General features: G+C 53.1%; 30 protein-coding genes and 1 other RNA gene. 16 read left to right on the top strand and 15 right to left on the bottom strand.

Features of this window, described 5'->3' with window-relative positions:
- The first annotated feature begins 73 nt into the window (after nt 1-73).
- The 3 genes from PEH01S_RS18880 to PEH01S_RS18870 are packed head-to-tail and all read left to right on the top strand — an operon-like array spanning nt 74 to nt 1519.
- Nucleotides 74-259, top strand: coding sequence for a DUF3906 family protein (locus PEH01S_RS18880; protein ID WP_127487398.1), 186 nt, complete (start codon nt 74-76; stop codon nt 257-259).
- Complete coding sequence (locus PEH01S_RS18875) at nt 256-789, top strand: NADPH-dependent FMN reductase (protein ID WP_127487396.1); 534 nt, start codon at nt 256-258, stop codon at nt 787-789. The genes PEH01S_RS18880 and PEH01S_RS18875 overlap by 4 nt, the downstream gene beginning before the upstream one ends.
- 28 nt (nt 790-817) lie before the next feature.
- The gene (locus PEH01S_RS18870) at nt 818-1519 is read left to right on the top strand and encodes a uracil-DNA glycosylase (protein WP_127487393.1); all 702 of its coding nucleotides are present in this window, start codon (nt 818-820) and stop codon (nt 1517-1519) included.
- Nucleotides 1520-1589: 70 nt separating this feature from the next.
- Here the strand turns inward: PEH01S_RS18870 and PEH01S_RS18865 are convergent, their stop codons facing one another.
- On the bottom strand, nt 1590-2768 hold the full coding sequence (locus tag PEH01S_RS18865; RefSeq protein ID WP_127487391.1) for a putative glycoside hydrolase: 1179 nt from the start codon (nt 2766-2768) through the stop codon (nt 1590-1592).
- Between the two features lie 112 nt (nt 2769-2880).
- Here PEH01S_RS18865 and PEH01S_RS18860 point away from each other — a divergent pair, with 112 nt between their 5' ends.
- Nucleotides 2881-4038 (top strand): MFS transporter, encoded by a 1158-nt coding sequence (locus PEH01S_RS18860; RefSeq protein ID WP_025851623.1) that lies wholly within the window; start codon nt 2881-2883, stop codon nt 4036-4038.
- A 27-nt stretch (nt 4039-4065) separates the two neighbouring features.
- Here PEH01S_RS18860 and tatA read toward each other — a convergent pair whose 3' ends face one another.
- Nucleotides 4066-4314 (bottom strand): twin-arginine translocase TatA/TatE family subunit, encoded by a 249-nt coding sequence (gene tatA, locus PEH01S_RS18855; protein ID WP_025851621.1) that lies wholly within the window; start codon nt 4312-4314, stop codon nt 4066-4068.
- A gap of 134 nt (nt 4315-4448) precedes the next feature.
- Complete coding sequence (locus tag PEH01S_RS18850; RefSeq protein ID WP_127487389.1) at nt 4449-6239, bottom strand: alpha-L-fucosidase; 1791 nt, start codon at nt 6237-6239, stop codon at nt 4449-4451.
- A 155-nt stretch (nt 6240-6394) separates the two neighbouring features.
- Between PEH01S_RS18850 and PEH01S_RS18845 the strand changes: the two genes are divergently transcribed.
- Nucleotides 6395-7258 carry an AraC family transcriptional regulator gene (locus PEH01S_RS18845; RefSeq protein ID WP_164827934.1) on the top strand — a complete coding sequence of 288 codons (864 nt, stop codon included), beginning with the start codon at nt 6395-6397 and terminating at the stop codon, nt 7256-7258.
- An 84-nt stretch (nt 7259-7342) separates the two neighbouring features.
- Here the strand turns inward: PEH01S_RS18845 and PEH01S_RS18840 are convergent, their stop codons facing one another.
- The 4 genes from PEH01S_RS18840 to PEH01S_RS18825 all read right to left on the bottom strand — a co-directional run bounded on the left by PEH01S_RS18840 (nt 7343) and on the right by PEH01S_RS18825 (nt 9995).
- On the bottom strand, nt 7343-7537 hold the full coding sequence (locus tag PEH01S_RS18840) for a hypothetical protein (protein WP_025851615.1): 195 nt from the start codon (nt 7535-7537) through the stop codon (nt 7343-7345).
- A 130-nt stretch (nt 7538-7667) separates the two neighbouring features.
- Nucleotides 7668-8522 (bottom strand): YitT family protein, encoded by an 855-nt coding sequence (locus tag PEH01S_RS18835; protein ID WP_025851612.1) that lies wholly within the window; start codon nt 8520-8522, stop codon nt 7668-7670.
- Between the two features lie 108 nt (nt 8523-8630).
- Nucleotides 8631-9401, bottom strand: a complete 771-nt coding sequence (locus tag PEH01S_RS18830; RefSeq protein WP_174807148.1) for a DUF4247 domain-containing protein — start codon at nt 9399-9401, stop codon at nt 8631-8633.
- A gap of 60 nt (nt 9402-9461) precedes the next feature.
- Nucleotides 9462-9995 carry a DUF4178 domain-containing protein gene (locus tag PEH01S_RS18825; RefSeq protein WP_127487385.1) on the bottom strand — a complete coding sequence of 178 codons (534 nt, stop codon included), beginning with the start codon at nt 9993-9995 and terminating at the stop codon, nt 9462-9464.
- 261 nt (nt 9996-10256) lie between these two features.
- On the opposite strand from PEH01S_RS18825, the gene PEH01S_RS18820 reads away from it, so the two are divergent.
- A complete protein-coding gene (locus PEH01S_RS18820; RefSeq protein ID WP_025851608.1) occupies nt 10257-11834 on the top strand; it encodes a DEAD/DEAH box helicase in 1578 nt (525 codons plus the stop codon).
- A 116-nt stretch (nt 11835-11950) separates the two neighbouring features.
- Here PEH01S_RS18820 and PEH01S_RS18815 read toward each other — a convergent pair whose 3' ends face one another.
- Complete coding sequence (locus PEH01S_RS18815; RefSeq protein ID WP_084159687.1) at nt 11951-12046, bottom strand: sporulation protein YjcZ; 96 nt, start codon at nt 12044-12046, stop codon at nt 11951-11953.
- Between the two features lie 275 nt (nt 12047-12321).
- Here PEH01S_RS18815 and PEH01S_RS18810 point away from each other — a divergent pair, with 275 nt between their 5' ends.
- The 3 genes from PEH01S_RS18810 (at nt 12322) to fsa (ending at nt 14079) form a co-directional block, all read left to right on the top strand.
- A complete protein-coding gene (locus PEH01S_RS18810) occupies nt 12322-13113 on the top strand; it encodes a YesL family protein (RefSeq protein ID WP_025851607.1) in 792 nt (263 codons plus the stop codon).
- A 77-nt stretch (nt 13114-13190) separates the two neighbouring features.
- Nucleotides 13191-13372: non-coding RNA, 6S RNA (ssrS, locus tag PEH01S_RS18805), on the top strand.
- A gap of 50 nt (nt 13373-13422) precedes the next feature.
- Nucleotides 13423-14079 (top strand): fructose-6-phosphate aldolase, encoded by a 657-nt coding sequence (gene fsa, locus PEH01S_RS18800; protein WP_025851606.1) that lies wholly within the window; start codon nt 13423-13425, stop codon nt 14077-14079.
- A gap of 65 nt (nt 14080-14144) precedes the next feature.
- Here fsa and PEH01S_RS18795 read toward each other — a convergent pair whose 3' ends face one another.
- Nucleotides 14145-14630 carry a GNAT family N-acetyltransferase gene (locus tag PEH01S_RS18795; RefSeq protein ID WP_164827932.1) on the bottom strand — a complete coding sequence of 162 codons (486 nt, stop codon included), beginning with the start codon at nt 14628-14630 and terminating at the stop codon, nt 14145-14147.
- Between the two features lie 240 nt (nt 14631-14870).
- Between PEH01S_RS18795 and PEH01S_RS18790 the strand changes: the two genes are divergently transcribed.
- On the top strand, nt 14871-15260 hold the full coding sequence (locus tag PEH01S_RS18790; RefSeq protein ID WP_025851603.1) for a DUF1499 domain-containing protein: 390 nt from the start codon (nt 14871-14873) through the stop codon (nt 15258-15260).
- 71 nt (nt 15261-15331) lie between these two features.
- Here PEH01S_RS18790 and tpx read toward each other — a convergent pair whose 3' ends face one another.
- On the bottom strand, nt 15332-15835 hold the full coding sequence (gene tpx / locus PEH01S_RS18785; protein WP_010491406.1) for a thiol peroxidase: 504 nt from the start codon (nt 15833-15835) through the stop codon (nt 15332-15334).
- A 129-nt stretch (nt 15836-15964) separates the two neighbouring features.
- Here tpx and PEH01S_RS18780 point away from each other — a divergent pair, with 129 nt between their 5' ends.
- A complete protein-coding gene (locus PEH01S_RS18780; protein WP_127487381.1) occupies nt 15965-16867 on the top strand; it encodes a LysR family transcriptional regulator in 903 nt (300 codons plus the stop codon).
- A 29-nt stretch (nt 16868-16896) separates the two neighbouring features.
- On the opposite strand, the gene PEH01S_RS34665 is transcribed toward PEH01S_RS18780, so the two are convergent.
- Nucleotides 16897-17040, bottom strand: a complete 144-nt coding sequence (locus PEH01S_RS34665) for a hypothetical protein (RefSeq protein ID WP_161782281.1) — start codon at nt 17038-17040, stop codon at nt 16897-16899.
- A gap of 151 nt (nt 17041-17191) precedes the next feature.
- Between PEH01S_RS34665 and PEH01S_RS18775 the strand changes: the two genes are divergently transcribed.
- Nucleotides 17192-19015: an ABC transporter substrate-binding protein gene (locus PEH01S_RS18775; RefSeq protein ID WP_127487379.1), complete on the top strand. Its 1824-nt coding sequence runs from the start codon at nt 17192-17194 to the stop codon at nt 19013-19015.
- Nucleotides 19016-19087: 72 nt separating this feature from the next.
- On the opposite strand, the gene PEH01S_RS18770 is transcribed toward PEH01S_RS18775, so the two are convergent.
- Nucleotides 19088-19771, bottom strand: a complete 684-nt coding sequence (locus tag PEH01S_RS18770) for a zinc metallopeptidase (protein ID WP_025851590.1) — start codon at nt 19769-19771, stop codon at nt 19088-19090.
- A gap of 33 nt (nt 19772-19804) precedes the next feature.
- Entirely contained in the window at nt 19805-20236 is a 432-nt protein-coding gene (locus PEH01S_RS18765; protein ID WP_025851588.1) for a helix-turn-helix domain-containing protein, read from the bottom strand.
- Nucleotides 20237-20598: 362 nt separating this feature from the next.
- On the opposite strand from PEH01S_RS18765, the gene PEH01S_RS18760 reads away from it, so the two are divergent.
- From PEH01S_RS18760 to PEH01S_RS18750, 3 genes are read left to right on the top strand one after another with little or no spacing between them, the layout of a single operon-like run.
- Entirely contained in the window at nt 20599-21993 is a 1395-nt protein-coding gene (locus PEH01S_RS18760; protein ID WP_127487377.1) for an ammonium transporter, read from the top strand.
- 27 nt (nt 21994-22020) lie between these two features.
- Entirely contained in the window at nt 22021-23100 is a 1080-nt protein-coding gene (locus PEH01S_RS18755; protein ID WP_127487375.1) for a DUF294 nucleotidyltransferase-like domain-containing protein, read from the top strand.
- Between the two features lie 11 nt (nt 23101-23111).
- Entirely contained in the window at nt 23112-23846 is a 735-nt protein-coding gene (locus PEH01S_RS18750; RefSeq protein WP_127487373.1) for an exonuclease domain-containing protein, read from the top strand.
- 6 nt (nt 23847-23852) lie between these two features.
- On the opposite strand, the gene PEH01S_RS18745 is transcribed toward PEH01S_RS18750, so the two are convergent.
- Both PEH01S_RS18745 and PEH01S_RS18740 read right to left on the bottom strand, forming a co-directional pair.
- A complete protein-coding gene (locus PEH01S_RS18745) occupies nt 23853-24299 on the bottom strand; it encodes a M67 family metallopeptidase (RefSeq protein WP_127487371.1) in 447 nt (148 codons plus the stop codon).
- A gap of 100 nt (nt 24300-24399) precedes the next feature.
- Nucleotides 24400-25713: an MFS transporter gene (locus tag PEH01S_RS18740; RefSeq protein WP_025851578.1), complete on the bottom strand. Its 1314-nt coding sequence runs from the start codon at nt 25711-25713 to the stop codon at nt 24400-24402.
- 166 nt (nt 25714-25879) lie between these two features.
- Between PEH01S_RS18740 and PEH01S_RS18735 the strand changes: the two genes are divergently transcribed.
- Nucleotides 25880-26416 carry a TlpA family protein disulfide reductase gene (locus tag PEH01S_RS18735; protein ID WP_127487369.1) on the top strand — a complete coding sequence of 179 codons (537 nt, stop codon included), beginning with the start codon at nt 25880-25882 and terminating at the stop codon, nt 26414-26416.
- The last annotated feature ends 78 nt before the right edge of the window (nt 26417-26494 follow it).

Here is a 26494-nt window from a genome sequence, read left to right as displayed (position 1 = left end):
CACTTGCTTCTTCCGGCCGATTTCGGTAGGATGGGGGAGCGGCCCATTTTCCTAGGAAAGGGAGGCCGGGTGAGTGTACATATACAAGCTGGAAGTTGAATTGCAAGAACAGCCTTTCCGGGTCTTGGTCATGGCAGAAAACGAAGGGCAGGCGTTCGCTTTGCCGGACGAGCTGTTGGCGCGTCATTTCGTGCGCAGCCCGGAAATGCTGGACAGAGCAGTGAACTTTATAGGAAGCGAAGGAGCAGTCAAACGATGAAAATTACGATTATTGCGGGAAGCAACCGTAAGGATGCTACGAGCACGCAGCTGTGCCGGTATATTGCGCGGCTGCTTGAAGAGAAGCAATGCCAGGTTACGCTGTTCGATTTGTATGAAAAGCCGCTGCCGTTCTATAACGGGGACCTCGATCAGACGGATGCGAATATCGTCGAACTGAGGCAGCGCCTGCTGGCAGCCGACGGCATCGTGCTGGCGACGCCGGAATATCACGGGAGCGTGTCGGGCGTCCTGAAGAACGCGCTCGATTTTACCGGCTTTGACCATTTCGACGGCAAGGTGACGTTGTCGGTCAGCTCGGCCGGGGGCGCCGTCGGCGTCAGCTCGCTGCAGCATTTGCAGACGATGGTACGCAACCTGCACGGCATCAACTGCCCGGAATGGATCTCCATCGGCGGAGCGCAGCGCAGCTTTACGCCGGAGGGTGAACCGGAGGACGCGAAGACGCGGGAGCGCGTGCTGAAGACCGTCGGCTATTTCGCACAAATGGTATCGGCGTTTCGGAAATAATCGGGAATGAAAGGGGAGTGAGGCCGCCGTGGCGGCGATATTGCACAACGACTGGGCCCCTTTGCTGGAAGACCAGTTTGAGGCGCCTTATTATCACCGGCTGAGATCGTTTTTGAAACAGGAGTATGCCACGCGTACGGTATACCCGGATATGCACGATATTTTCAATGCCCTTCATTATACTTCTTATGCGGATACCAAAGTGGTCATTCTCGGACAAGACCCGTATCATGGCCCTGGACAAGCTCACGGCCTGAGCTTCTCGGTCAAGCCCGGAATCCCGGCACCGCCTTCGCTGCAAAACATATTCAAGGAGCTGCAAAGCGATCTTGGCTGCTCGATCCCCGATAACGGTTGCCTGGTGCCTTGGGCCGAGCAGGGCGTGCTGCTGCTGAACACGGTGCTTACCGTGCGGCAGGGCGAAGCGCACTCGCACAAAGGGCAGGGCTGGGAGACGTTCACGGATCGTGTCATTTCGCTGTTGAACGAGCGGGAGAAGCCGATCGTGTTCGTTCTGTGGGGAAGTCCGGCCCAGCAAAAAATGCAGCTGATTACCAAGCGGCACCACTTTATCGTGCGGTCCGTTCATCCGAGCCCGCTGTCGGCGCATCGCGGCTTTTTCGGCAGCCGGCCGTTCTCGCAGGTCAACGATTTTCTGCGAAGCATCGGCAGTGCAGAGATTGACTGGCAGCTCCCAAACCTGGGCGCGCGCAGCAGCGGCACGGCTTGATCTGCTTCTAATTGTAAAAGCCCGCTCCTTTTGGAAGCGGGCTTTCCACTTTTCTTGCGGGCGCGGTTTTTTACTTGTAATCGACGTTCGTCGTGTACGTATTGACGGCGTTCCATAGCAGGAACTCTTCGATGCCGTTATCTTTCAGCGCACGCACCTGCTCTTCGATCTCTTTTTTGCCGTAACGAATGTGACCGGGCACCCAGGTGGCGGTGAAATCTTGAATCCAAGGCCGGACGACCGGCTTCAAAGATTGCAGCGGATCGAGCTTCTTGGCGGTATCCTTCATGGCCCCGTTAATCGTCACGTATGGCGCGGCATCCGGCACCTTTGCTCCGTACCATCCGTTCGAATAATGGCTCGGATAAATCATCGGGCAGATGACGTCGACGTTCTGGGAAATTTTCTGGAAGTCTTGGCCGATCCCTTCGGCGGCCGGTACGGAAGCGGCGTAGCCGAAGATGTCAACCGATACCCGGACGCCCAAAGGGGTAAGCTGCTCCCGGGCATACTTCACGAATTCGGCAACCGCTTCGATGCGGGAACGTTCGTCTTTATCGTACTTCAGCGTATCGGCCCGCTTCTCGAAGCCTTCCGGGAACCGGACGTAATCGAACTGGATTTCCTTGAAGCCCGCCTTGGCCGCTTCCTTCGCAATCGCGATATTGTAATCCCATACTTCTTTCTTGTACGGATTCACGAAGCTTTCCGGCGGATTTTTGCCATTGCCCCAGACGGAGCCATCGGGATTCACAAACGACAGATCAGGCCGTTTTTTTGCCAGTACGGTGTCTTTGAAGACAACGATGCGGGCAATCGGATATACCTGGTGCTCCTGCAGCGTGCTCATTAGCTTGGGCATATCGGTAATAATTTTTTGCGTCGTCTCCATTGCGTTCAGTTCCGGATTGCCGGTATCGTACGTTATGTACCCCCAGTCGTCCTTCAGGTCGATGACCATCGAGTTCAACTCGGTATCGTCCATCAGCTTCAGCAGCGTATTCATACGCGAGCCGCCTGCGCTGTGCGCCGTGACGTAGATGCCTTTGACCTTTGGCGCATCCTTCTGCGGGTCCTTCTTGTCCACCGGAGTCAGCCGGTCGAACAGATTCCCGTCCGGGGATGGCTGTTGGGCAACGGCGGTTTTGGAATCGATCGAAGCTTGGGCCACCTGCTCGAACGTCGCATCGGGATGATCGGCGCTGACGCCCCCCCAGGCCATGAGGAACGCGGCCAATAAAAGTTCCATTGATAAGTCTCTCCTTGCTAGTTTGATATCTATCATTATAATAAAAGAGTCGGCAATCCGATAGAGAGCTTTGATAGATTTTGACGACATATCAAAAAAGGACCGGTACCGGATGAACAAACAGATCTGGACGCTGCGGGGGCTGAACTTTTCATACTATGCGACCACCGCTGTCCTCCTGCCGTTTCTGCCCATTTACTTCGAAGGAAAAGGCTACTCCTCCTCACAGATCGGTCTGCTCATGATGATCGGGCCGTTTGTGACGATTTTCGCCCAGCCGGTCTGGGGATATTTAAGCGACCGTTACCAGACGCTGAAGACGATCATCTTCGGGCTGTGGGTCATGACGGTATTGTCGAGCATCGGCATTTTCGAGACGAGCGGGTACACCCTCGCGCTGCTTTTTATGCTGCTGCTGTACTTCTTTATGCAATCCTCGGTGCCGCTGCTCGATACGGTGTCGATTAAATCCGCGCTGCAAGCCGGGAAAAGCTACGGATCCATCCGGATGTGGGGCTCGATGGGCTTCACGCTGTTGGCGCTCTCGTCCGGTTATGTATTGGACGCTTTAGGCGGGATGAACAGCATTCCTTATGTATATTGGAGCATCTGGGTGCTGCCTTTCGTGCTGCTCGTGTTTCTTAAAGACGAGAAAGGAACCGGGGAGCGCATATCTCTCAAAGCGCTGGGCAGCTTGTTCGGAAACAAGCCGTTCTTATGGTTTCTGCTGCTGATTTTCATGCTTATGGTGCCGCACCGGATGAATGACGGGCTGTTCGTCCTTTACTTGAAAGATTTGGGGGCTACGGATTCGATGGCCGGCTGGGCTTGGGCGCTTGCGGCCGGGGCGGAAATTCCGACCTTCGCGCTGCTCGGCCGCTATATGCACCGGTTTCACGAGCTGGCGCTGCTGGGGATCGTAGCGGTGCTGTATGCGATCCGCTGGCTGTTGTACGGCTGGGTGTCGGACCCGTTTGTTTTGATGTTATTACAAGCGACGCATTGTATTACGTTCGCCGCCTTTTGGATCGTTTCGGTGCAATATGTCGTCCGGCTCGTGCCGCAAGAGCTGCAATCTACGGGGCAGTCGATGCTGTCCATGGTTTTTCTGGGTCTCGCGGGCATTGCCGGCGGTTCGGCCGGAGGCTGGATCAAGGATGAGTGGGGCGGCTCGTACATGTATTACATGGGAGCGGGGATGGCTTTGATCGCAGCTGTTCTGCTGCTCGGTACACATGCGTATTACCGCAAAAAAAACCATCCGGCCTGATCGGACGGATGGTTCATCGTTATCGCATTATTTATTTGTTGTCGGCTGAACGGGTTCGCTTACGGACGAAGCCGCAGGAGCCGCCAATTCTTTTTTCGGGGCTTCGGGTTCCGGAGGATTATCGTCGGAACGGCCGCCGTTGCCTGACGTTGCATCTTTAAATTCGCGGAACATTTTGCCGAAACCGCGTCCTAGCTCGGGAAGCTTGTTCGGACCGAACAAAAGCAGAGCGACGAGAGCGATCAAAATGATGTGCCAAGGGGATAATGCTCCCATAGGTTAAGTACACCTCCGAAATGGTATGATCTAATCATACCATTTATTTAATTGTACTATAACACATTTTTGTTACAAAAAGACAACGATTTTTGGACAGTCCTCAAAAATTTTTAAGAAATAAATCAGGTCCCTTATTCGCCCGAGAACGTAAGCCGTACTTCTTTCAAATTCATCAGCGCAGTGCCGGTTATCGCATCCGGCTTAACCGTTAGCATATAGGTGCCCGGCCCGGGGATCCGCACCGTCCCCAGCTCGGCGCTTCCGAAATCGTACCAGCCGCCCTTCGGCAGTACCGTTCCTTGAAGCCGCTGACCGCACAGCTCTACGCGGTACGTGCCCCCGGCTTCCCCTTCCGCCGCTCCATAAACGACCGTTACCCGGCACGTTCCCGGCGTCTCTGCGCGAAACGTCCACTGGATATAGTCTGCGGGATCGACCCAGTTCGTTACGACATCGCGGTCTTTTTTGCCGGTATCGTAACGCAGGTCGCTGCCTTGGATGTCGCCGTCGAAGGCGCCGAACCGGTTGATGTGATCCTGCTCCAGCAGCCGTTTCACCGGATTGGCGTCGATCTCGCCTTCATACTCGACAACGACTACGGTGATGTTCGGGTCAAGAGGGCCGGCAGGCACCTCGATCAGCACGTCTTCGCCGTTCAAGCGCCGATGGGCAAGCGGGCACCGCTGAGGATCGGCCAGCAGATACGTGTTTAGGACGTCGTTGCGCAGCCCCGGAACGATCAGCCGCCCGCTCGCAGGCCATTCGAATACGTGCAGATAAAGGGTACCGTCTTTGGCCGTGCAGCGCCCCCACTGAGGCTTGCCGATTGGGCTTCCGGTCGTCCCGTACACGCTCTCGCCGTTTGTTTTCAGCCATCGTCCGATTTCGCGCAAAATATGCTTTGACGGTTCGTCGAACTCGCCTTCCGGTGTCGGGCCTACGTTCAGCAAATAGTTGCCGTTCAAGCTGAACACGTCGATCATGTTATGCAGAAGGCTTGTCACGGATTTCCAATTGTGATCCGTTTTCTTGTAGCCCCACGAATCGTTCATCGTGTGGATCGATTCCCAATCTTTGCGGTTGATCCGGATGTGCAGCTGATTGTCGCCGGAATTGCCGTAATCCCCGAAGCCGTCCCGGCGCACGCGGCGGTTTACCAAGCAATCCGGCTGCAGGCTCCGAACCGTATCCACAAACCTCTGTCCCTGCTCGTCGGTCACCTTATGCCCGCAATCGAACCATACGATGGCAACGTCGCCGTAGCCGGTCAGCAGTTCCCGGACTTGCGGAAACGCCTTTTCTTCCAAATACCGTTCATATCGCGTAAATTTGTCCTCGTCGTTCACCCACGATTCCAAAGGGTCCCATGCGCCGATATTGTTCGGATAGTCATGGGTGTTGCCCTGGGAATCAGGGTGATGCCAGTCCATCGAATGGGAGTAATAGAAGCACAGCTTGATTCCTTCCTTGCGGCAAGCCTCGGCCAATTCTTTCATCGGGTCGCGGCCGAAAGGGGAGCGCTTGACGATATTAAAATCGTCGGCGGCCGAATCGTACAAAGCAAAGCCGTCGTGATGCTTCGCCGTGATCACGATATATTTCATACCGGCATCCTTGGCCGCGCGCACCCAGGCGTCCGCATCGAATCGGACCGGGTTGAACGCTTCCGCGAGCCGCTCGTATTCCTTGACCGGAATTTGGCCGCGCAGCATAATGTGCTCTCCATAGGCGCCCGGCACAGTCTGACCCTTCCAGACACCCCCCAGCAGCGAATACAATCCCCAGTGAATGAACATTCCGAAGCGAGCTTCCCGCCACCAAGCCAGTCTGGGGTCCTGCAGCTCTTCATTCGGTAAGGGCGGGTTCGCCCGATCGGCCGCTTCCGCTTCCGCATTATCCATATACATATCCCGTTTGATCATCGAGAAGCCTCCATCCGTTCGTGTTTTATTGCTGCCTCGTAGCTTACTCCCATTGTACCCGGCATATGATATAATCCCTATGGATGCGGTTAACGCTTATTTGTACGAAATTAACCTTTTGGCGAACCGTCAAGTATGTTCTTCGAGGTGCTGCGATGTCAAACAACGAACCGGATTTCTCGCTGCTCAGCCATTTGCTGAAGGATATGAAGACGGAATTGCTCAACGCAAGACGGAGCAAATGCAATCCCGACTGGATTCAAAAGCCGTTCACCCCCGCGTACAGCAAAATCTATTATATCTGCGAAGGGGAAGGCAGGATGACGGTCGGCGGACAGGAGCTGTTCCCCCGGCCGGGGCAGCTTGTTTTTGCTCCCGCCGGGCTCGTACAATCGTTCTCGGTAACCGATCCGGCCCGGACGTATACGATGTACTGGTGCCATTTTACGTCCGACTTGAATTGGACGGGGGTGTTTTCGTTGTTTAAGCTGCCTTATTGTTTGACGGCGCAGGAGCCCTCCGAAGCGATTGCCCTGTTCGAGAGGTTGGCGGACGAGCATACCGCAAAGAAAGGACCGGTCGGGTCCATCCGGATCGAGGCCGCGCTGCTCGGCGTCATTGCCTGCTATCTGGAGCAGGCGGTGTCGAAGCAGGAGGAGCAGGCGGGCTTGTCGTTCCGTCACAGCAAGCTTGGCGCGGTACTGGACTACATTGACGCGCATTTGGCCGAGGAGATGACGATTGCGGAGCTGGCCGACATCGTGCATCATCATCCCAATTATTTTGTGCGCTTCTTCAAGAGCCAGCTCGGGACGACGCCGATGACATACATCTACGGGCGCCGCCTCGAAAAGGCGAAGCAGCTCATCGGGTCGACCGACATGACGATCGGCGAGGTGGCGCAGGCGACAGGGTTCCACGACCTTTTTCATCTGTCCAAAAACTTCAAAAAATCCGTCGGCCTCGCGCCTACGGAATACCGCAGCCTATCCCGCGGATTGCAGCTGCCTTCCGAATAAGGGCATAAAACAAGACCGCTCTCCATGCCACCGTAGCTGGCGGCCGAAGAGCGGTCTTATACTTGTTATGACGCTTTACTCATTTTAATGAAGGAAGGCGTCCTTTTGATGTTCCGAAATGCTGTATTGAATAATTTCCATGGCATCCTCTGTTGCGAGAGCTTCCAGCCCGTTGCGCAGCACGATCTCCGATTCGAGCTCGCGTTTCTTAAGGAATGGATACAACTCCGGCGTCAGTCTCATGACAATGGTTGCCAACTTTACGGTTTCCACAAGCATCACCCTTCCCGTCATCTGTTGTTTAGAGATCAGGACTTACGAGCAATTAAGGTTAAGCCTTGGAAAAACGGTATGAAATTACTCCTTCAGTATAGCATATTTCCGATGTTCTATGTACCGGAAAAATTACTTAGTTGCCAGGTTCGCTTCGGTCGGAGCGGCGGAACAAGCCCATGACGCCTACAGTCTCGGTGATATTGACGAAAGCCTGGGGATCCCATTGGCGTACCAGATTTTGCAGCTCGTTCAATTCGTAACGTGTCGTCACCGTCATCAGCATATGCTGAGGCTCCTTCGTATATGCTCCTTCGGTATCGATGACCGTGACGCCGCGCTTGAGCTTTTGCATTTTTTTCAGAAGCAAATCCTTTTTCTTCGTGATGATGAAGACGGTTACTTTTAAGTGCCGGATATGAATCGTATCGATGATTTTGCCTGTAATAAACATGGACAGCATGGAGTAAAGGGCCAGGTCCCAATTGTTTTTGAAAAAACCGAGCGCCACAATAACGATACCGTTCAGACCGAACAGAAACGTACCGAGCGAAAAATCCCGCTTGCGCGTGAGTATGGAAGCGATAATGTCAAAACCGCCGGTCGACCCGCCTACCCGCATCGAAATGCCGGTTCCGATCCCGACCAGCACACCCCCGGCAACCGAAGACATAATTAAATCTTTGCTGACGGTCATCGAAGGAATCAGCTGCATGAACCAAGTGGTCAATACGACCGAGACGACGCTGAGAATAATGAATTTGCGCCCGAGCGTCAGCAGCCCCCAGATCAGCAGCGGCGCGTTAAAGATGAGAAACAGGAGCGAAATGTTCCAATCCGTAAAATAACCGACAAGCATGGACACGCCGGAAATGCCGCCGCTGAGCAGTTGGTGGGGAATCAGGAACAGGTTGAAGCTCGACGCAATAAGAGCCGAGCCGAGGAGACAGGCAATGAAAGAACCGGTCCAGGAACGTTGAAGCTGAAACATGGATGCACCTCCGCATACTGCTTTTAGTATGAAGCGTTTTGACCTTTTTGAACCCCGAAAGCCGAAAAAGAGCCAAGCTTCCCTTGGCGGAGGGAAAGCTTGGCGGTATTATTTGCGTTTGAACGATCCGGATCGCGAGCTGGTGCTCGGTTTCGAGGAACCGGAGGAAGGTGCTTTATAAGTCGGCTTGGAGCCGTCGTTCTTTCTGGCCGAATCCCCTACGGTCGGATTGCTCTTCGGCGGTGTGGTCTGCGAATTCGACGGTGCGGTGGTTTGCGGATTCGACGGCGTCGTGGTAAAGCTTCCTTTGCGGTCGGACGTCGAAGGCTGCGGCTTGGTCGTCGTGCCTGTCGAACCCTTAGAGCCTGTCGAACCCGGGTAAGGGGCGGTTTGGTACTTGCCGTAATCGCTATAACGTTTGCTCGACGTGTATCCCTTATAATCGTAGCCCGAACCGCGGCTGCTGTTGAACCATCCGCCTCCGAACAGAGATTGCAGCAGCGTTGCCGCTACATAGCCCTGAAGGAACGAGGAATCGTAATTTTCTTTGGCGTATTGGATGGAATCAACCTCGACCAAGGTCGTTCCTTCGGTGTTCGGGTCCTTCTGTACGTTGATGATTTTATTGTCGTAGACCAGGAACATCCGTTCTTCCGAATCCTTGCTCATTTCGGCCGGCTTTTCCTTGTCCGCGATTTCCTTGGCGACGGTCGGCACGTCTTTGCCCGTGACGGAATAAATTTTGGCCGTGCTTTTGCCTTGCCCTTGAACATCGATTAACGAATAGTTGTCTTTAATATAATTGCCGGCGTCGCCGCAAGCGGCCAGCAGCGTGAATACCAGCAGGATCGCAATCCATTTGGACAATTTGTTGATCATGCGGCGGTCACCTCCGTTCCAAGCTGTTTAAGAAACCGATTATGGAAATGAAGACAACGGTCATCGGGAGCCCTTCATAAATTTAATTTGTCCCGCCGGCGTCGGAGAGCCCTCCATGGCCACATATTTCCCGTCCTGCCATTGCAGGAAGAAGTAGCGGTTCTCCGAACCAAAATAACGCCAGAACATGACCTCGTCTCCTGTGCGGAAATCGGTATTCCCTTCGACGCGGACCGTATCCGTGCGGTTATGCTCCATATGGTACGTGACATCGCCGCCGACGTCGAGCACGGACGGCACGTCGTTCGGATCGTCAAGCGAGCCTTCCACAAATTCGCATAAAAAACATTCGTAGGTGCGCCCTTTTTCCACAAGCAGACATGATATATGCTTGCCGTTTTGCAGATAATAAGCGAAGCGGTGCGGCGCAAACCCGCGGTCAAAATAAACGGCCTTCCCGGATACGACATATTCTTCAAGGTCTACGTTCAAAATATCGCCGACCTTCGTTTCCTCCAGCGGATTCGACGGCTTCACTTCCGGCTCCGGATTGTTGCTCTTGATGATTGAACCGACTCTTTTCCATATCGACATGGGCATTTCGCTCCTTTTCAAAATCGACGAATATATTTATTATATACGATATTCGCCGAATTTGGGTTTCAAGTTTGAACAATTCTGGAATATGGCTGCAGGGTATGGTATACTACTAAAGATATTCTTAAGTACGGCCTTGACTGTTCATATTGACACGGCTTGGAAGGTGTTTCATGAAGAGATTAAAAATAGAAGATAGGAGCGCACTTAAGGGTATAGACAAAAGATGAACCCTAGAACAAAGGAGATTGAAATCATTTGAAAACGTTCAGTGAATTCGGCTTAGAGCCAAAGGTACTTCGCGCAATTACGGAAATGGGCTTTGAGGAGTCGACGCCGATCCAGGAAAAAGCCATCCCGGTAGCGATGGAAGGGCGCGACCTTATCGGCCAGGCGCAAACGGGAACAGGGAAAACCGCGGCATTCGGTATTCCGCTCATCAACAAAATCGACATTAAAGAAGAACGAATCGTTGCTTTGATCATGTGCCCTACACGTGAATTGGCAATCCAGGTAGCGGAAGAGATCGAGAAGCTGGGACGCTTCAAGGGCATTCGCTCCCTGCCGATTTACGGCGGTCAAGATATCGTAAAGCAAATTCGCGCGCTGCGTAAAAAGCCGCAAATCATCATCGGTACGCCGGGCCGTCTGCTTGACCACATCAACCGCAAAACAATCAAGCTTGACGACGTGCAAACCGTCATTTTGGACGAGGCTGACGAAATGCTCGACATGGGCTTCATGGAAGATATCCAATCGATCCTGAAGCTCGTACCGGATGAGCGTCAAACGATGCTGTTCTCGGCGACGATGCCGGTCAACATTCAGAAGCTGGCTCAGCAGTTCTTGACCAACCCGGAGCACGTCTCCGTCATTCCGAAGCAAGTGAGCGCGCCGCTGATCGACCAATCCTACATCGAGCTTCACGAGCGCCAAAAATTCGAAGCGCTCTGCCGCTTGCTCGATATGGAATCGCCGGATCTTGCGATCATCTTCGGCCGGACGAAGCGCCGCGTCGACGAGCTCTCCGAAGCCTTGCAGAAGCGCGGCTATACCGCGGAAGGCCTGCATGGGGACTTGTCCCAAAATCAGCGTGACAACGTGATGCGCAAATTCCGCGACGGCAGCATCGACGTGCTCGTTGCAACCGACGTAGCGGCCCGCGGCTTGGACGTATCAGGCGTGACCCACGTCATCAACTTCGACCTGCCGCAGGACCCGGAAAGCTACGTTCACCGGATCGGCCGTACCGGCCGTGCGGGCAAGGAAGGCGCAGCCTATACGTTCGTTACGCCGCGCGAGATCGATCACCTGCATTTTATCGAGAAAATCACGCGTCACAAAATTTCCCGCAAGCCGATGCCGAGCCTGGCGGAAGCCATCGAAGGCAAGCAAAAAATGACGGCAGAGCGCGTGCTGGAAGCGATGCAGAGCGACGACCACAATCAATATAAAGGTCTTGCGATCTCCTTGCTGGAGCAGCACGATTCCGTTCATCTTCTGGCTGCGGCGTTCAAGCTGCTTACGGGCGAGAAGAAGGACGTCGAAATCGAATTGACGCCGGAAGATCCGATCCGGGCGAAGAAAAGAAGACCGGACATCCGCAGCAGCGGACGCAGACCGTCGGGATCTTACGGTACGGCTGGCGGCGCACGCCGCAACGACCGCCCTTATGGCGACCGCGGCGGCTATCGCGGCGGCGACCGCAACCGTCGCGACGGCGGCGGTTACCGTGACGGCGGACGCGACCGCGATTACCGCGGCCGTTCGGACCGCGACAACCGCGGAGGGTACTCCCGTTCCTCCAACCGCTCGAACGAAGAGACACTCGTATAACGGATAAGAAGCAGGCTTGCCATTTTCGGCGGGCTTGCTTCTTTTTTTATAATGAAAAAGGCGGGCCGTGTACGTCATCGCACACATGCCCGCCGTTTGTAAACTTGCTCAGCTTATTAGAACCAACCGCTGCGGCTAACGATAACCAGCAGAATAAACAGAACCAGAATAACACCAGTAGAAGTCCACAATCCTCCTGCATAACCACCCATCGTGATCAGCCTCCTTCCTGTATTTTACCACCAGAAACAGCGTTATCCGGACGGATAACGGTTCTCATGGGCAGGTAGAGCTCCTCGGCTTTCCGGGCGCGTGTGTCCCTCGCTTGCCCACGGGACATTGCCGCTGCACGTAGAAACCGGATGACCGGGGCTAACTGCGGTTGGTACTTTAGCATATGTTATTTGCGGCATTATGTATGGACGGCTACCTAGATGGAATGAAATAGGCTATAATAAAGCAATAGAGATGAAGGAGGGCGTAGGATTTGGAATTTCGAGGAATCATGGGTGGGTTTTACCGTATTTCCGAATGGATCATGAGACTATCGGTGATCAACGTGCTGTGGGTCATATGTGCCATTCCTTTCTTTTTTTTGGGACTCGTTTTTTTGCAGTCCCAAACGACCGATCAAGCCCTGCAAACGCTTATATTGATGGGGATTGTCGCGCCCTTTACCATCTTTCCGTCGACGACAGCGATGTTCAGCGTGGCTCGCAAATGGTTGACCGGGGAAGAGGATGTACCGCTGTTCAAGACGTTCTTCCGAGGCTACAAGGATAATTTCGTCCAGAGCTTGCTTGGCGGTCTTATTTATATTGTGATAGGCGTCATTCTGTACACTAATTTCCAGTTTTATGGGAATCAATCGGGGACTTTTGGCATTTTACGGTTTCTGGTGCTGTCGCTCACGGTCCTTTTGATCATTTCGTTGTTTCATTTTTTCTCGATCCTTTCGCACCTGCACATGAAGATATTGCAAATCGTCAAAAACGCGCTGTTAATTACGATCGGCAATCCGGTGCGTTCGCTTTCGATGATCGTGCTGAACGGGATCGTCCTGTATGTCAGCTTTAACATGTTTACGTTCCTGATTCCTTTTTTTATGGGCAGCTTGATCGCCGTCGTATCGTTCTGGCACTTTAACCTGATCTTCGGAAAGCTGCAGGAGAAGCAGCAGGAGCTGGCCGAGAAGGAAGCGGAACAGCAGCGCCTGCAGACGGAACAGGCCGATGATCCGGAGGCGGCCGAATCGGATCGCAAGACGGACAAACCGTAATTTTCCCCCGGTTCCAACAAGAAGTGCGGCGCAAAGGTTTACTTTCGCCATGGAGTGGACTATAATAGGAATACAACAAAATCCTGCGATGTGCGTTTCGGTTTTACAGTTGTTTTGAACCAATGACTGTTTCTAGGGAGACCTACATTGAATCGCGGCTGTCATGCCCTCGAAAAGGGACTTCAAAACCGATTCTGCGGACACCCACCTGCGAGAGCGGGTTTGAGACACGAAATCGGACGGCATATGCGGGTTTTTTTGTTGCGTTAAAATGTTAGCGTTCACAACAAAAAGAGAGGGATGTTGGAGATGAAGCTCTTTATCGACACAGCCAATGTGGAAGAAATCCGCAAAGCACATGAACTCGGCGTGATCGCAGGTGTGACGACGAATCCGTCGCTCATTGCCAAGGAAGGAAAAGATTTCTTCGAAACGGTGAAGGAAATCATCTCGATCGTCGGAAACCTGCCGATCAGCGCCGAGGTGATCAGCCTTCAAGCTGACGAGATGGTGGAGCAGGGTAAAAAACTGGCCGCTCTTGGCGACGGTATTGTCGTAAAAGTCCCTATGACGGAAGAAGGACTGAAAGCGACGAAACGTTTCAGCGAAATGGGCATCAAAACGAACGTGACGCTTATTTTCAGTTCGACGCAAGCTTTGCTTGCCGCACGCGCCGGAGCTACGTACGTCTCTCCGTTTGTCGGACGCCTTGACGATATTAACCAGATCGGAATGAATTTGATCAAGGAAATCAGCCAAATGTTCAAGGTACATAACATCAGCTCCGAAATTATTACGGCAAGCGTCCGTACGACGACTCACGTCATCGACGCGGCGCTGCTCGGGGCGGATATTGCGACCGTTCCATATAAAGTGATTCAGCAAATGATCAAGCACCCGTTAACGGATGCCGGGATCGAACGCTTCCTGAAAGACTGGGAAGGCGCCAACCAAAGCGCATTCTAACAACAAAAGAAGCCAAACAGGGCCTGAGCTGTGCAAGATGCGGCAGCAGGCCCTGTTTCTGTTCGTCATCCGCAATCGCGTTTCATTTCATGCCAGGCGATGCCGCCATGTTCGGATGCCGAAGAACGGATATAACGAAAGCCCAAACGTTCGTAGAACGAAATCAAATGCTTCTCGCAGAGCAGCAGTACGGCTTCGAGCCGGTCCGCCTCCGCTTGCTCCAGCAAAGCTCTCATCAGCCGGGCGCCGAGGCCGCTGCCGCGGTAATCCGGGTGAACGGCGACGGTCAGCACGCACAAAAACTGCCCTTCCGGGTCGCTTGCCCCGGGTTGCTTCATTTCTTCATCAGCAAGGTTTTCATGAGACAGCCGAACGGCATTTGCGATTCCGACGACCCGTCCTTCGTGCTCGGCTACCTGGAAATAACGGCCGAACGTCTGCAAGCGGTAATCGAACGCTTCGCGGGAAGCGGCGGTTTCCGGGGGATACGACATCGTTTCGATGGCATAAGCTTCGGCCATATCGGCTGGCAGTGCTTCTCTTATCAGCATGAATGAATTTCTCCTTTGAAAAAAATAAAACATGTGAGCGAATCACAAACTTGTCCGTGTTTGGAATCATAGGCCGGCTTCCATGTTAATATACTGGGAGTAGGGGAATCGCAGAAATCAATTTTGTACAAAATATGAACGGTTTTACGTCGTTAGCTCTTTCTCTTCCCTGCAAACAGTGATATGATAAAAGATAGTGTTAACCGGAATAGATTGTCACTTCATTGAGGAGGGAAGGCTTTGCTAAAGCGCACCTTAATCGGTCTCATTCGCAGCCACGAAACAACAGGAGAGAAGGCTAAGGACCCGGCTTTGAAGACCCGATACTATAAAATCTCCAAAGATCAGGCATGGGACGAAGTCGTGAACATGTTCAAGAAGCTAAGCGGCTACAAACTTCTCCACGAAGTCAAGAACGTCGGTGAAATCGTAGTGGAACGGCGCACCATTACCGGCCGCACGCAGGATATCACCCTGACCATGTTCGGCATCAACCCGCTCAAGACGGCGATCGATATCTATTCGGCTTCCCGTGGCTCGCTCGGAGACCTCGGTTCGAACTACAGGACGATCCTTGATATATATAGGCAAATCGACAAGCGGCTGGCCGCTTATAAAATAAACGATTAAAAAAAACAGCGAGGAGCTTCATGGCTGCCCGCTGTTTTTTTGTGTGTCACAACTGACGGTCGGAAACGGTATTAAACGAGCTTTTTCACGGCTTCGATCGCAGCTTCGTAGTTTGGATGCTCCGTCATTTCGCCGAGGTATTCCACGTATTGTACGGTATCGTTCGCATCGATGACGAAGATGGATCTCATCAGCAATTGCAGCTCGTCAATCAGAACGCCGTATGCTTTGCCGAACGAGCGGTTTTTGTAGTCGGACAGCGTTACGACTTTGTCGATGCCCGCAGCGCCGCACCAACGGGATTGCGCGAACGGAAGATCCACACTGATCGTCAGTACAACGACATTGTCGCCGAGCTTGGCTGCTTCTTCATTGAAACGGCGGGTTTGCGCATCGCATACGCCAGTGTCCAAAGAAGGCACCACGCTGATCAGCTTCACTTTGCCGGCATAATCGGCAAGAGATGCGGTTTCGAGCAAGTTTTTGTTGACTGTGAAATCGGGAGCTTTATCGCCTGGCTTAACTTCCGTTCCGATGAGGGTAATCGGGTTGCCTTTGAATGCCGCTTTTGCCATGAGTACATGGGCCTCCTTCAATGTTTGAGAATGATTGGTATTTCACCAAAATATATTATAATCTTTTATTAGAGAACTTGTCCAATAGGAGTACAGAACTTTAAACATAAACAGGGGGAAGGAAGAGCATTGGAACTTAGACAGCTGCAGTATTTTGTAAAGGTGGCGCGCAAACAGCACGTAACCCAGGCTGCGGAGGAAATGCATGTGGCGCAATCGGCGGTCAGCCGTCAAATCCATCAATTGGAAGAAGAGCTTGGCGTTCAATTGTTTGTGCAGAAAGGCCGCAATCTGCAGCTGACTTCGGTCGGCAAGCTGTTTTTGTGCCGCGTGGAGGGCATCCTGACTGATCTGGATCGCGCGGTGGATGAGGTCCACGAATTTCTCGACCCGGAACGGGGCGAAATCCGGATCGGGTTTCCGCATAGTCTCGGTATTAACCTGCTGCCGACCGTCGTCGCAAGCTTCCGCAAACATTACCCGAACGTCAAGTTCCGCCTGCGTCAAGGGACTTACAACAGCTTGATCCGCGACGTCATGAAAGGAGAAATCGATCTGGCTTTCATTTCACCTTTTCCGGAGAAGCACAATCATGTTGTCGGTGAAGTGCTGCTGCAGGAAGAGCTGTTTGCGATCGTGCCGGAAGGCCATGCGTTATCGGGAAACGAATCGATTAAGCTGGAGCAGCTCCGCGGCGAATCGTTCGTCATGTTCAGCGAAGAGTATTCGCTCCGCGCGATCGTATTGGAGGCTTGTGCGAAGGCGGGCTTTACGCCCCAAATCGGATTCGAGGGGGAAGAAACGGATACGATCCGCGGGCTTGTCGCGGCAGGCATGGGCGTCAGCCTGCTGCCGGAGATGGCATTGAAGGAAATTAACGAGCTTCAGCCGGTCAAGGTGCGCATTACGGAGCCGGTCGTGACGCGCAGCATCGGGCTGATTCGCCGGAACGGCGAAAAGCTTCCGCCCGTGGCGGAAGTATTCCGCAAATTTTTGCTCGACTTTTTCGAGAAAAAGACCGCACGGGCTTAATTTGTATCTTCGTCGGCGCGGCCTTGGGATCATGCGATCATCGCGCTGACGGCGGTGACACCGACCAGCCAGTCCATAAGCGGCACACGGGGAAACCGGGAGCCGCTTGCTTTTTTTTCAGCCTCTTTTGCTTGCTCCAGCATTTGCATTTCAAGTTCGAACGGGTTCAACATGGTGTCTCTCCTCCTGAGGAAGCCTTTATTTTCGCTTGCTTGCGGCTTCTGGTTTCATTATACCTTGCGAAAGATGAATAAAAAGTGTAGCATATATTTTATTTCTTTCATCTTTTATGGACGCATGGACCGGCGAGGAGGCGTTTTCAGAATGATCGATTTCTACTATTTGCGCCTGCGCAAGAAATTTGCGGAGGTAAAGGAACAAACGGAGATTGAGATTACGCTGACGGAGCTGACGGATATTTTTCAATGTACGGCCCGCAATGTCAACTTCGTATTGAAACGAATGGAAGAAGCCGGCTGGATTCACTGGACTCCGGGCCGGGGGCGGGGACATCGCTCAAGAATCGCATTTTTGGCCAAAAGTGAAACGATCGCGCTGGAAGCCGCTCAAGCGATGGTTAAGAAGGGCGATATTCAGCAGGCCTTTGCTTATCTCGAGGAGCACTCCGCTCTGCCTGCACTCAAGGACCAATTTGTGTATTGGCTGGATTCCCACTTCGGCTATCGCCCCGAGGTGAAGAACGATACGCTGACGGACACGCTGCGGCTTCCGTATTCCAAGCGGATTGCTTGCCTGGACCCTGCTTTTATCACCTTTGTCGTAGAATGTCATATGGTACAGCAAATTTTTGACGTGCTCGTCCGAATGAATACGAAGACCGGTAAAATCGAGGGCGGGCTAGCGCACTACTGGACCAACGGGAACAACGGCAAGGAATGGACGTTTTATTTGCGCAAAGGGGTATTCTTTCATCACGGGAGAGAAATGACCTCGGAGGACGTCAAATATTCGATTGAACGTCATAACAGCAAAGAGTTGGGCTCCCCGTTTCGGTGGCTGTTTGCGGATGTGGAGCGCATCGAAACGATCGGCAGCTACGCGATACGCATCCATTTGCGGCGGACTAATCCTCTCTTCCTGCATCATTTGAGCTACGACCGGGCTTCGATTGTTCCGCAGGATGCGGTGACGGAGCTTGGGGATGCGTTCCGCCGGAGGCCGGTCGGCACCGGACCTTTCCGTGTCGTCCAAAATGACGATAATATGCTCGTATTGGAGGCGTTCCCGCGTTATTTTGAGCGGCGGGCACACCTGGACCGGATCGAAATTTGGTATACGCCCGAGTTAACGAGAAAAGCGAGTCATCTTCAGCCGCCGAACTATATGATGCGGCACCAATGCGATACGACGGAAGAGCTGCCGGAAAACTGGCAGACGATACAGACGATCGGACGGGATTGCAGTTTTTTCACGTTTAATTTAAACTTGCCGGGACCGCAGCAGAAGCTGTCTTTTCGAAAAGCCGTCGTGCATGGGATCGACCGTAAGCTTCTGGTGCCGTCAAGCTCGCCGGGAGATGTCACGTTCGCCAAATGGTTCTACGAGGAATCCCGGGAGCCTAGCGATACGGATGAGCAATATGATCCGCTACTTGCCAAACGGCTGTTGGCGGAAAGCGGGTATGATGGAGAGGAACTTCTGCTAGTGCATTCATCCCATCACAAGGAGTACGCAGAGAACTTACAGATCCAACTGGGCGAGATTGGCATAAAGGTAAAGCTGAGCGAAGTGGTCTGGGGAACGCCGGAAAGGGAGGAAAAGGTACGAGGCTCGCATTTCACCTTTAACCGCAACGTCCTGGATCATGATGTTGAGCTTGCGGTAATCGAGCTGTTTCTCGCGGACAATTGTGTCGTTCGGATGCATTTGGGGGACGAGTTGAAGCAGCAGACCGATTTCATCATCGAGCGCCTGTATCAAGAGGGCTCCCCGATCACGCGCAGCACCTATTTGAACCGGCTGCGGCAGCTTGTAACCGACCAGGCTTACGTATTATTTCTGTTCCATCATACGCAGCGCACCGTATTCCATCCTTCCTTAAGAAACGTTTCTTTGAACGCGCTCGGTTGGGTCAGGTTTCGGGATCTGTGGTTCGAACCGACGATGGACACCCTGCAGGGGGGATAACAGCTCATGAAAAAGCCGCCGGATCACTCCAAGGAGGAGCAGGTCCGGCGGCTTTCACGTTCGGTTTGGGGCTTAATCGTCGCTTCGGTTGGTGAAAATCATAATATACTTGATCAGCTCGAGCAGCGAGATCAACGCAGCGGCTACATAAGTAAGCGCAGCGGCGTTAAGTACTTTGGCTACGCCTCGTTCTTCATCGTTGGTGATAAAGCCTTCGGCGACCATCAAGTCGCGGGCCCGGTTGCTGGCGTTAAACTCCACCGGCAAGGTCACGAGCTGGAAAGCGACGGCGGCAGAGAAGAAAATAATTCCAAGTCCAAGCAATCCGGTCCACTGGAACAAAAAGCCTGCGATCAAGAGCAGCGGCGCAATGCCGGAAGCGATGTTCACGACCGGGAACATCCGGTGGCGGGCTACGAGCATCGGGTAATTCACCTTATGCTGAATGGCGTGACCGACCTCGTGGCAAGCGACCGATACGGCCGAGATAGTGCTTTCGTAATAAACCGGCTCCGACAACCGTACGGTGCGGGCGATCGGATCGTAGTGATCCGTCAGCGCGCCGGGAATCGGCTCGACCGGAACGTCATACAATCCGTTGGAATCCAGCATGCGGCGGGCCGCTTCGTATCCCGTCATACCGGATTGCACGGGCACTTCGGACCATTTGTTGAACGTTCCTTTGACCCGGAACTGCGCCCAAATGGAGAGTATGAACGCAATGATAATTAGGAAATCCATAGGGTGAAAAAACATCGATCCATTCCTCCGTTTGTGATTAGGTTTCGATTAGGAAAGAGGGCCTTTACCTAACAGCAACAATAAAGCCTCGATGCATGCAGCCGTGGGCTGCGTGAGAATTTTGTTCAGGTTCTTCAATTGCGACGGCTTCAGCTTTTCAAGCATCGGTCCGACTTCCTTCGCTTCCTTCTCAAGCTGCTTTATTAAAAGTTGCAAAGATGTCAGCTTATCTGTCACTATTTCGTCTTGGCTAACTTTGTTCCATTGCATCAGGCTAGCCTTGATTTCCTCTAAGGTATACTTCTCCCTCTTCATACTTTCAATACGTTTCAGGCGCGCTAAGGTTTCATCGCTGTAATACCGATAATTCGTATCGGATCTTTTCTCCGGTTGAATCAGCCCGAGCTTTGTATAGTAATCGATCGTTCTTGGACTGACCTCCGATAAGCGAGCCAACTCGCCGATTTTGTAAAGCTTCATCTCCCCATCTCATGTCACCTCATTTATATAGATACTGGAATAGGTGCTCTTGTATTCATGATACTGAATCCAAACCATACAGTCAAACGTTACGCTTTCACCGAAGGGGAAAGGCTGCTCCGATGGCCTGAAATTTATCGGAGATCGAGTTGTTACGTCATTTTATATGACGTAAAATTCATAAATATCATCGAAGAAGGCGCTAAAATCCGAATTATGCATGGATAATGTTAGAATATATTTCGTAATTTATGGTTTATTAACGAAAATCCTATTGTCAAAATGGTGACGCGTGTATATAATGACAATATAAATTTCAGTATATGTTATAAAAACTAACATTAACGAAGGAAGTGGTCGAAATGTTTAAAAGGTTATTTTTCTCCGCGGCGATTATGTCAGCTTTGTTACCTGCAGGCCTGGCATTCGCTGCGGACGAAGCGACACCCGCCCAGCTTCAAGGCGCAATCGATGCGGTATGGGTTATGCTGGCAGCGATTCTCGTCATCTTCATGCAAGCGGGCTTTGCGCTGCTGGAAGCGGGTTCCACCCGGATGAAAAACGCCGGCCACGTCGCAGGCAAGACCGTATTGACTTTCGGCCTTTGCGCTATCGCCTTCTGGGCTGTCGGCTTCGGCTTAGCTTTCGGGGACGGCAACAGCTTCTTCGGGACGACCGGCTTCTTCGTGGACGGGACGGAGGAGCAGGCCAAAGCCGCCTTCGGGTCTCTATCCGCGTCGGACGTACCGATCGCCATCAAGTTCTTGTTCCAGCTGGCGTTCGCCGGGGTATCGCTCGCGATTGCTTGGGGCGGTTTTGCCGAACGCGGCAAGCTTGCGGTCTATTTCATTTTCGGCACGTTGTTCACGGTCATCATCTATCCGATCGTCGCGCATTGGGTCTGGGGAGGCGGCTGGCTCGCTCAAATCGGGATGCAGGATTTTGCAGGCTCCACGGTCGTTCACTTGCAAGGCGCAACGGCTGCCCTTGTCGCTACACTGCTGCTTAAGCCGCGGATCGGCAAGTATAATAAGGATAAAACGCCGAATTTGATTCCCGGGCACAACCAAGTTCTCTCGGTTCTCGGCGTGATCATTCTCTGGATCGGCTGGTTCGGCTTCAACCCGGGCTCGACGCTGAGCGCGATGAACGACGGCTTCTTCGGTTATATCGCATTAACGACGAATCTTGCGGCATCGGCTGGCGCGGTAGCGGCTATGATCGTTTCCTGGATGTACTTCGGCAAGGCCGATATTCCCAGCATGCTGAACGGCGTGTTGGCCGCCCTTGTGGCCATTACCGCGGCTTGCGCTTTCGTTACTCCGCGCGACGCCGTCATTATCGGGGCGATCTCGGGTATCCTGACCTTCTTCACGGCGCAATGGTTTGAGAAAGCGGGCGTCGACGACCCGATTTATGCCTTCTCCGTTCACGGGATAGCGGGCATTTGGGGAACGTTGTCGACGGGACTATTCGCAACGCCGGAGCTGGCGGCGAAAGTAGGGGTGGGGAAAGCCGGTTTGTTCTACGGCGGCGGCTTGGAGCAGCTTGGGGTGCAAGCGCTTGGCCTTTTCGGCGCCTTCCTGTTTGTCCTGATTCTGTCCTTCGTCATTTTGTACCTGATCAAAGTCACGATCGGCCTTCGGGTAACGGAGGAAGAAGAAATCGTCGGTTTGGATTTGTCTGAACACGGGACTTACGGGTACCCGGAGCAAATGAAGAAAGCGGCGCATGGCAGCGCAGCTACCACAGTATAGAGCGAAAAAGCTGAAGGGGATGTCGTCATGGACTGTCTCGCACTTGAAAGGTTTCGATGGGAAACGTCCCGGGTCCGGAGCTTGCAGAAGCTGAGGACGCTTCGGGATCAAGTTAACGAGGAGTTCGGGCGGCGCCTCCTTTTTGCCGAAGTGCTGGAATGGAACCGGGAGGTCAACGAATACCACGATGCGTTAATCCGCCGCGTCATTGCGCTGGCCGAGGAGCAACTGAAGGAAGAACGGGGGGAAGCTGCTCCGCTTCCTTATGCGTTCCTGCTGTTCGGCAGCGGAGGGCGGAGAGAGCAGACGTTGTGGAGCGATCAAGACAATGGGTTGATCTACGCGGATCCTTCATCGGCGGATGAGCGCATACGGGCGGATCGTTACTTCGCCGAATTGGCGGCCCGTATTACGGAAGGCTTGGAGACGATCGGGTATCCGCCTTGCCACGGCCGGGTCATCTGCACCAACGTGCAATGGCGCAAGCCGCTGCAGGATTACTGCCGGATGGTCAACGAATGGATGCGGGAGCCGGACTGGGAGCATGTCAGATATTTGTTAATCACAGCCGATGTTCGTGCGGTTTACGGGGATGAGTCGCTTGGCCGCGCACTTGTCGAGGAAATCTACCGGTATACCGCGGACCGTCCGGCCATGCTGGAGCATATGCTGCGCAATACGCTGCATCATAAAGTGTCGATCGGCGTATTCGGACAACTGATCAAAGAGCGGTACGGCGAGGATGCCGGCGGGGTCGATGTGAAGTACGGCGCATATATCCCGATTGTCAACGGAATCCGCTTGTTGGCGGTTGAAGCGGGGATCCGCCATTCGTCTACCGAGGAGCGAATAACGGCATTGATCGCGGGCGGACACGTTTCGGAAGAGATCGGCCATGATTGGCTGGAGGCTCTGACGCTGGCTTTGAAGCTGCGGTCTATGGCTCCTTATCAGATCGAGGAGGGCCGATATGTGACCCGTGGCAAGCTGACCGCAGACCAGTTGACGAAAGAACGGGTGACGGAGCTGAAGCAGTGCCTCCGCATCGGGACGGATTTGCAGAAGTACGTCAAGAAAAGTATTCAGAAGGAGATAAACAAAGGTTAGGTGATCGGCTTATGAAGGATATGCGGCCGGCCGGCCGGATGTGGCATCTGTATAAAATGGGCGGGCTTACTCCGGCGATCACGTCGATGTTCGATGCGCAAAGCGCGCAGCAGATGGCGTTTATCCGCTCCATCATGAAGGAACAGCGCAAAAATTCATTGTATGAGATTTCTCTAAGCACGATGGAACTGGTCGTTTTCGACTTGGAAACGACCGGTTTTTCGCCGTATAACGGGGATGAAATTATTTCATTCGGGGCCATATCCGTCACCGGGACCGAGGTAAAGGAAGAAAGCACGTACTACACTCTTGTCAATCCGAAGAGAAGCATCCCCGGGGAAATCGAAAAACTAACGGGAATTACGAACGAGCAGGCAGCGGCTGCGCCGGATTTGCTGCACGCGCTTCGCGGTTTTTTGGAATTCGTTCAGCAGAAGGTGCTGGTTGCACACGGTTCGGGTCACGATAAGCATTTTTTGAATGCGGCGCTCTGGCGGACGTCAAAAGTGAACTTGAACCACCGTCTGCTCGATACGATGATGATTGCCAAATGGCTGCACCCCAAGCTGAAAAGATACGATTTGGATACGCTGCTCGACCTGTACGGCATCGAAGTGACGAAGCGCCATCACGCGCTTGAGGATGCCCGGATGACGGCTCATTTATGGAGCAGGCTGATGCCCGAAATCACGTCGAAGGACGTGCAGACGTTAGGAGATTTGTATGCGCATTTGAGCCATCATTAAAGCAAGTCAATCCATAACGATTTCATATGAGATCGCTTCAAGGCGAAAATCCTCCTGCTGCCTTTTCCGAAAGGCGAAGGCTTTAACCGTGGGCAAAGACGGATCGCGCAACGAAACGATCCAGTGACTCGGTATTGTATGCCATAACGTTGCTAAGTCATGCTCCGAAGGATAAGGAGCCGTACGAGGGTGGGAATGAACGATCCCTATCAGTTCTTGCTTTCCGGCTGCGCCGTACAAGGCCCGGACAAGCTCCTGCGGGTGCAGCTCGAAGCTGTGCAGCGGATTTGCCGCAGCGTTGGAGACCGGCACATAGGTTAAGGCTCCAGGAGTGCCTGCCGAAGACAGGCAGCCAAAAAGAAGGCCGCACGCTTCGCGCGGCATCGCTTCAAGGCTGTGGCCGATCATATCGGACCATGCTTGTCGGTGAATTCGAATCTGCAAACGATCCATCGGAAGAGGCGCCTTTCGATCAAGGTAAGATTGTCATGCTTGTCAAACCATTGTCTTTTGCGCCATTATACTACATTTCTCCGCCTTCCCGCCCCTTTTTTTATCCCCCGATTTTCCCTTGCGGTTTAATGAAGAAGAAGGCAAGGATTAACGTCAGAAGCGACATAGACGTAACGGTAATGAACACGGTTTGATGCGACTTGTCCATCATCCACCCGAACAACGGAGGACCGAAGGCCACGCCCAGAAAACGCAAGCTGCTGTATAAAGATGTGATCATGCCCCGCTGCTCCCGCTGGACGGAGCCGGTAATCATCGTGTTTAAGCAGGGCAGAAGCAAGCCGGTCCCAATACTGCTCAAGGTCAGCAGGCCGATAAATACATAAATGCTTTTATTATAGAACCAAATGCAAAAACCGAGCGAGACGGTCATAAGGACAAGACCGATATTGATAAGCCAGCGCATCAGGGTGCCGTTCTTTTTGATGAGCGAGCCGGTCGTATACGATGTGACTACCATACCGAGCAGCGGGATGGCGAGGACGAGCCCTTTCATCACCCCGTCGATATGATAAGGGGCTACTTCCAGAATGTCCGATAAATAAAATAGGACGCCGAACAAGACGAACAACGCCATAGAGCCGGCAAAAAACGAAGTGATGAGCCAGCGTCCCTTTTGCTTCAAAATGGCGCCGATATTCCGAAGGTACTCGCCGAGCTTAGGCGGGGCTTGCTCCTTCTTGGGCTCCTTAAGCAGAAACATGACGGCAAGCAAAGATAACAGGCAGAAGACCGGAAAAGCAAAAAAAGCCGCATACCAAACAATGAGTGCAAGCAGCGAGCCGAGAATCGGGCTGACCACTTTGCCGGTGCCGTTCGATGCTTCCGTCAGCCCCAATGCTTTACTCTCCGTGCCTTCTTTATACAAATCCCCTGCAAGAGCCATCGCGATCGGAGCCGTTCCCGCCGCGCCCATCCCCTGAATTGCCCGCGCTGCGATAATCACCGTATACGAATTCCATACGGCCCCCAAGCCGGCTAATATCCCGGCGCCTCCATAAATGATCAGCGAGGGAATCATGATCGCTTTGCGGGAAAAACGGTCGGACAAATACCCGGCAATCGGAATCACAAGGCCGGCCGTGACGGAAAACAGCGTGATGACCAAGCTGCTTTGAAATTGAGAAATGCCGAGTCGCTCCTGCATATCCGGCAAAATGGGAACAAGCATCGAGTTGCCGAGCACAAGTACAAGCGGTACGCTGGCGATGGCGATAAATTCCCAAATGAGTCCCTTGGACTCTGGTTTGTCCTCTTTTTGGTTGTTTTTGCCGGTTTGCTCATCCTTTGTAGTGGAATAGTCGATATCGCTCTCGAACGCGATCCGCAGCTTTTTCGTTTTTGCTTTCTCCATAGCTATATAAACCTCCGCTAATAACCAAATCGTAAACTTAATGTGCCCTTTCATGGTAAGCGCCATGCTTTCCGGCTTTATCCAGCGGAGACGACCGGCTAGTAACGTTTTCCGGCAAATTGGGAATACTGGGAACGTAAACAAGCCTATGGACAGGAGAGAGACGATGAAGCGAAAAGGGCTGATGTTCGGATTCGCCTTGGTATTGGCGGGGCTTGCGTTATTTCAGAGTTTCCGGATTGACCGGCAATTATCGGTTTCGGCAGCGTGCCGGCCGGAATTAAAGGTGGAATCGCCGGTGCCTGCGTTCACCCTGAAAGGACTGGACGGAGGAGAATATAAGGTCGGCGGGGTGCGGGACAAGCCGCTGATGGTAAATTTCTGGGCGTCGTGGTGCGGACCGTGCCGTGAAGAAGCCCCTGCGCTAAAGCAGGTGTACGACCGTTACAAGGGGCAATTCGATCTTTATGCGGTCAATGTGACCAGAGGGGATGAATTGGAAGCGGTCCGGCGCTTTGTCAAGCAAGCGGAATTTTCATTCCCGGTGCTGCTGGATACGAGCGGTGAGGCGGCAGAGGCCTACCGGCTGTTGTTCGTCCCGACAAGCTTCCTCATCGACCGGCAAGGGCGATTAAAGGAAGTCATTCATGTGCTGCCTCCGGACGAGTTGGAGGACAAGATCAAGAAACTAATCGCAATTTAAACTTGGTGTCCGCGTTTTCGGTAAGCTGCTATATCAAACAAGCCGCAATGTCTCCGACCGGAGGATTGCGGCTTGTTT

Source organism: Paenibacillus ehimensis NBRC 15659 (genome assembly GCF_004000785.1).
Taxonomy (GTDB): Bacteria; Bacillota; Bacilli; order Paenibacillales; family NBRC-103111; genus Paenibacillus_G; species Paenibacillus_G ehimensis.
This window is presented reverse-complemented; position numbering and strand designations above follow the sequence as displayed.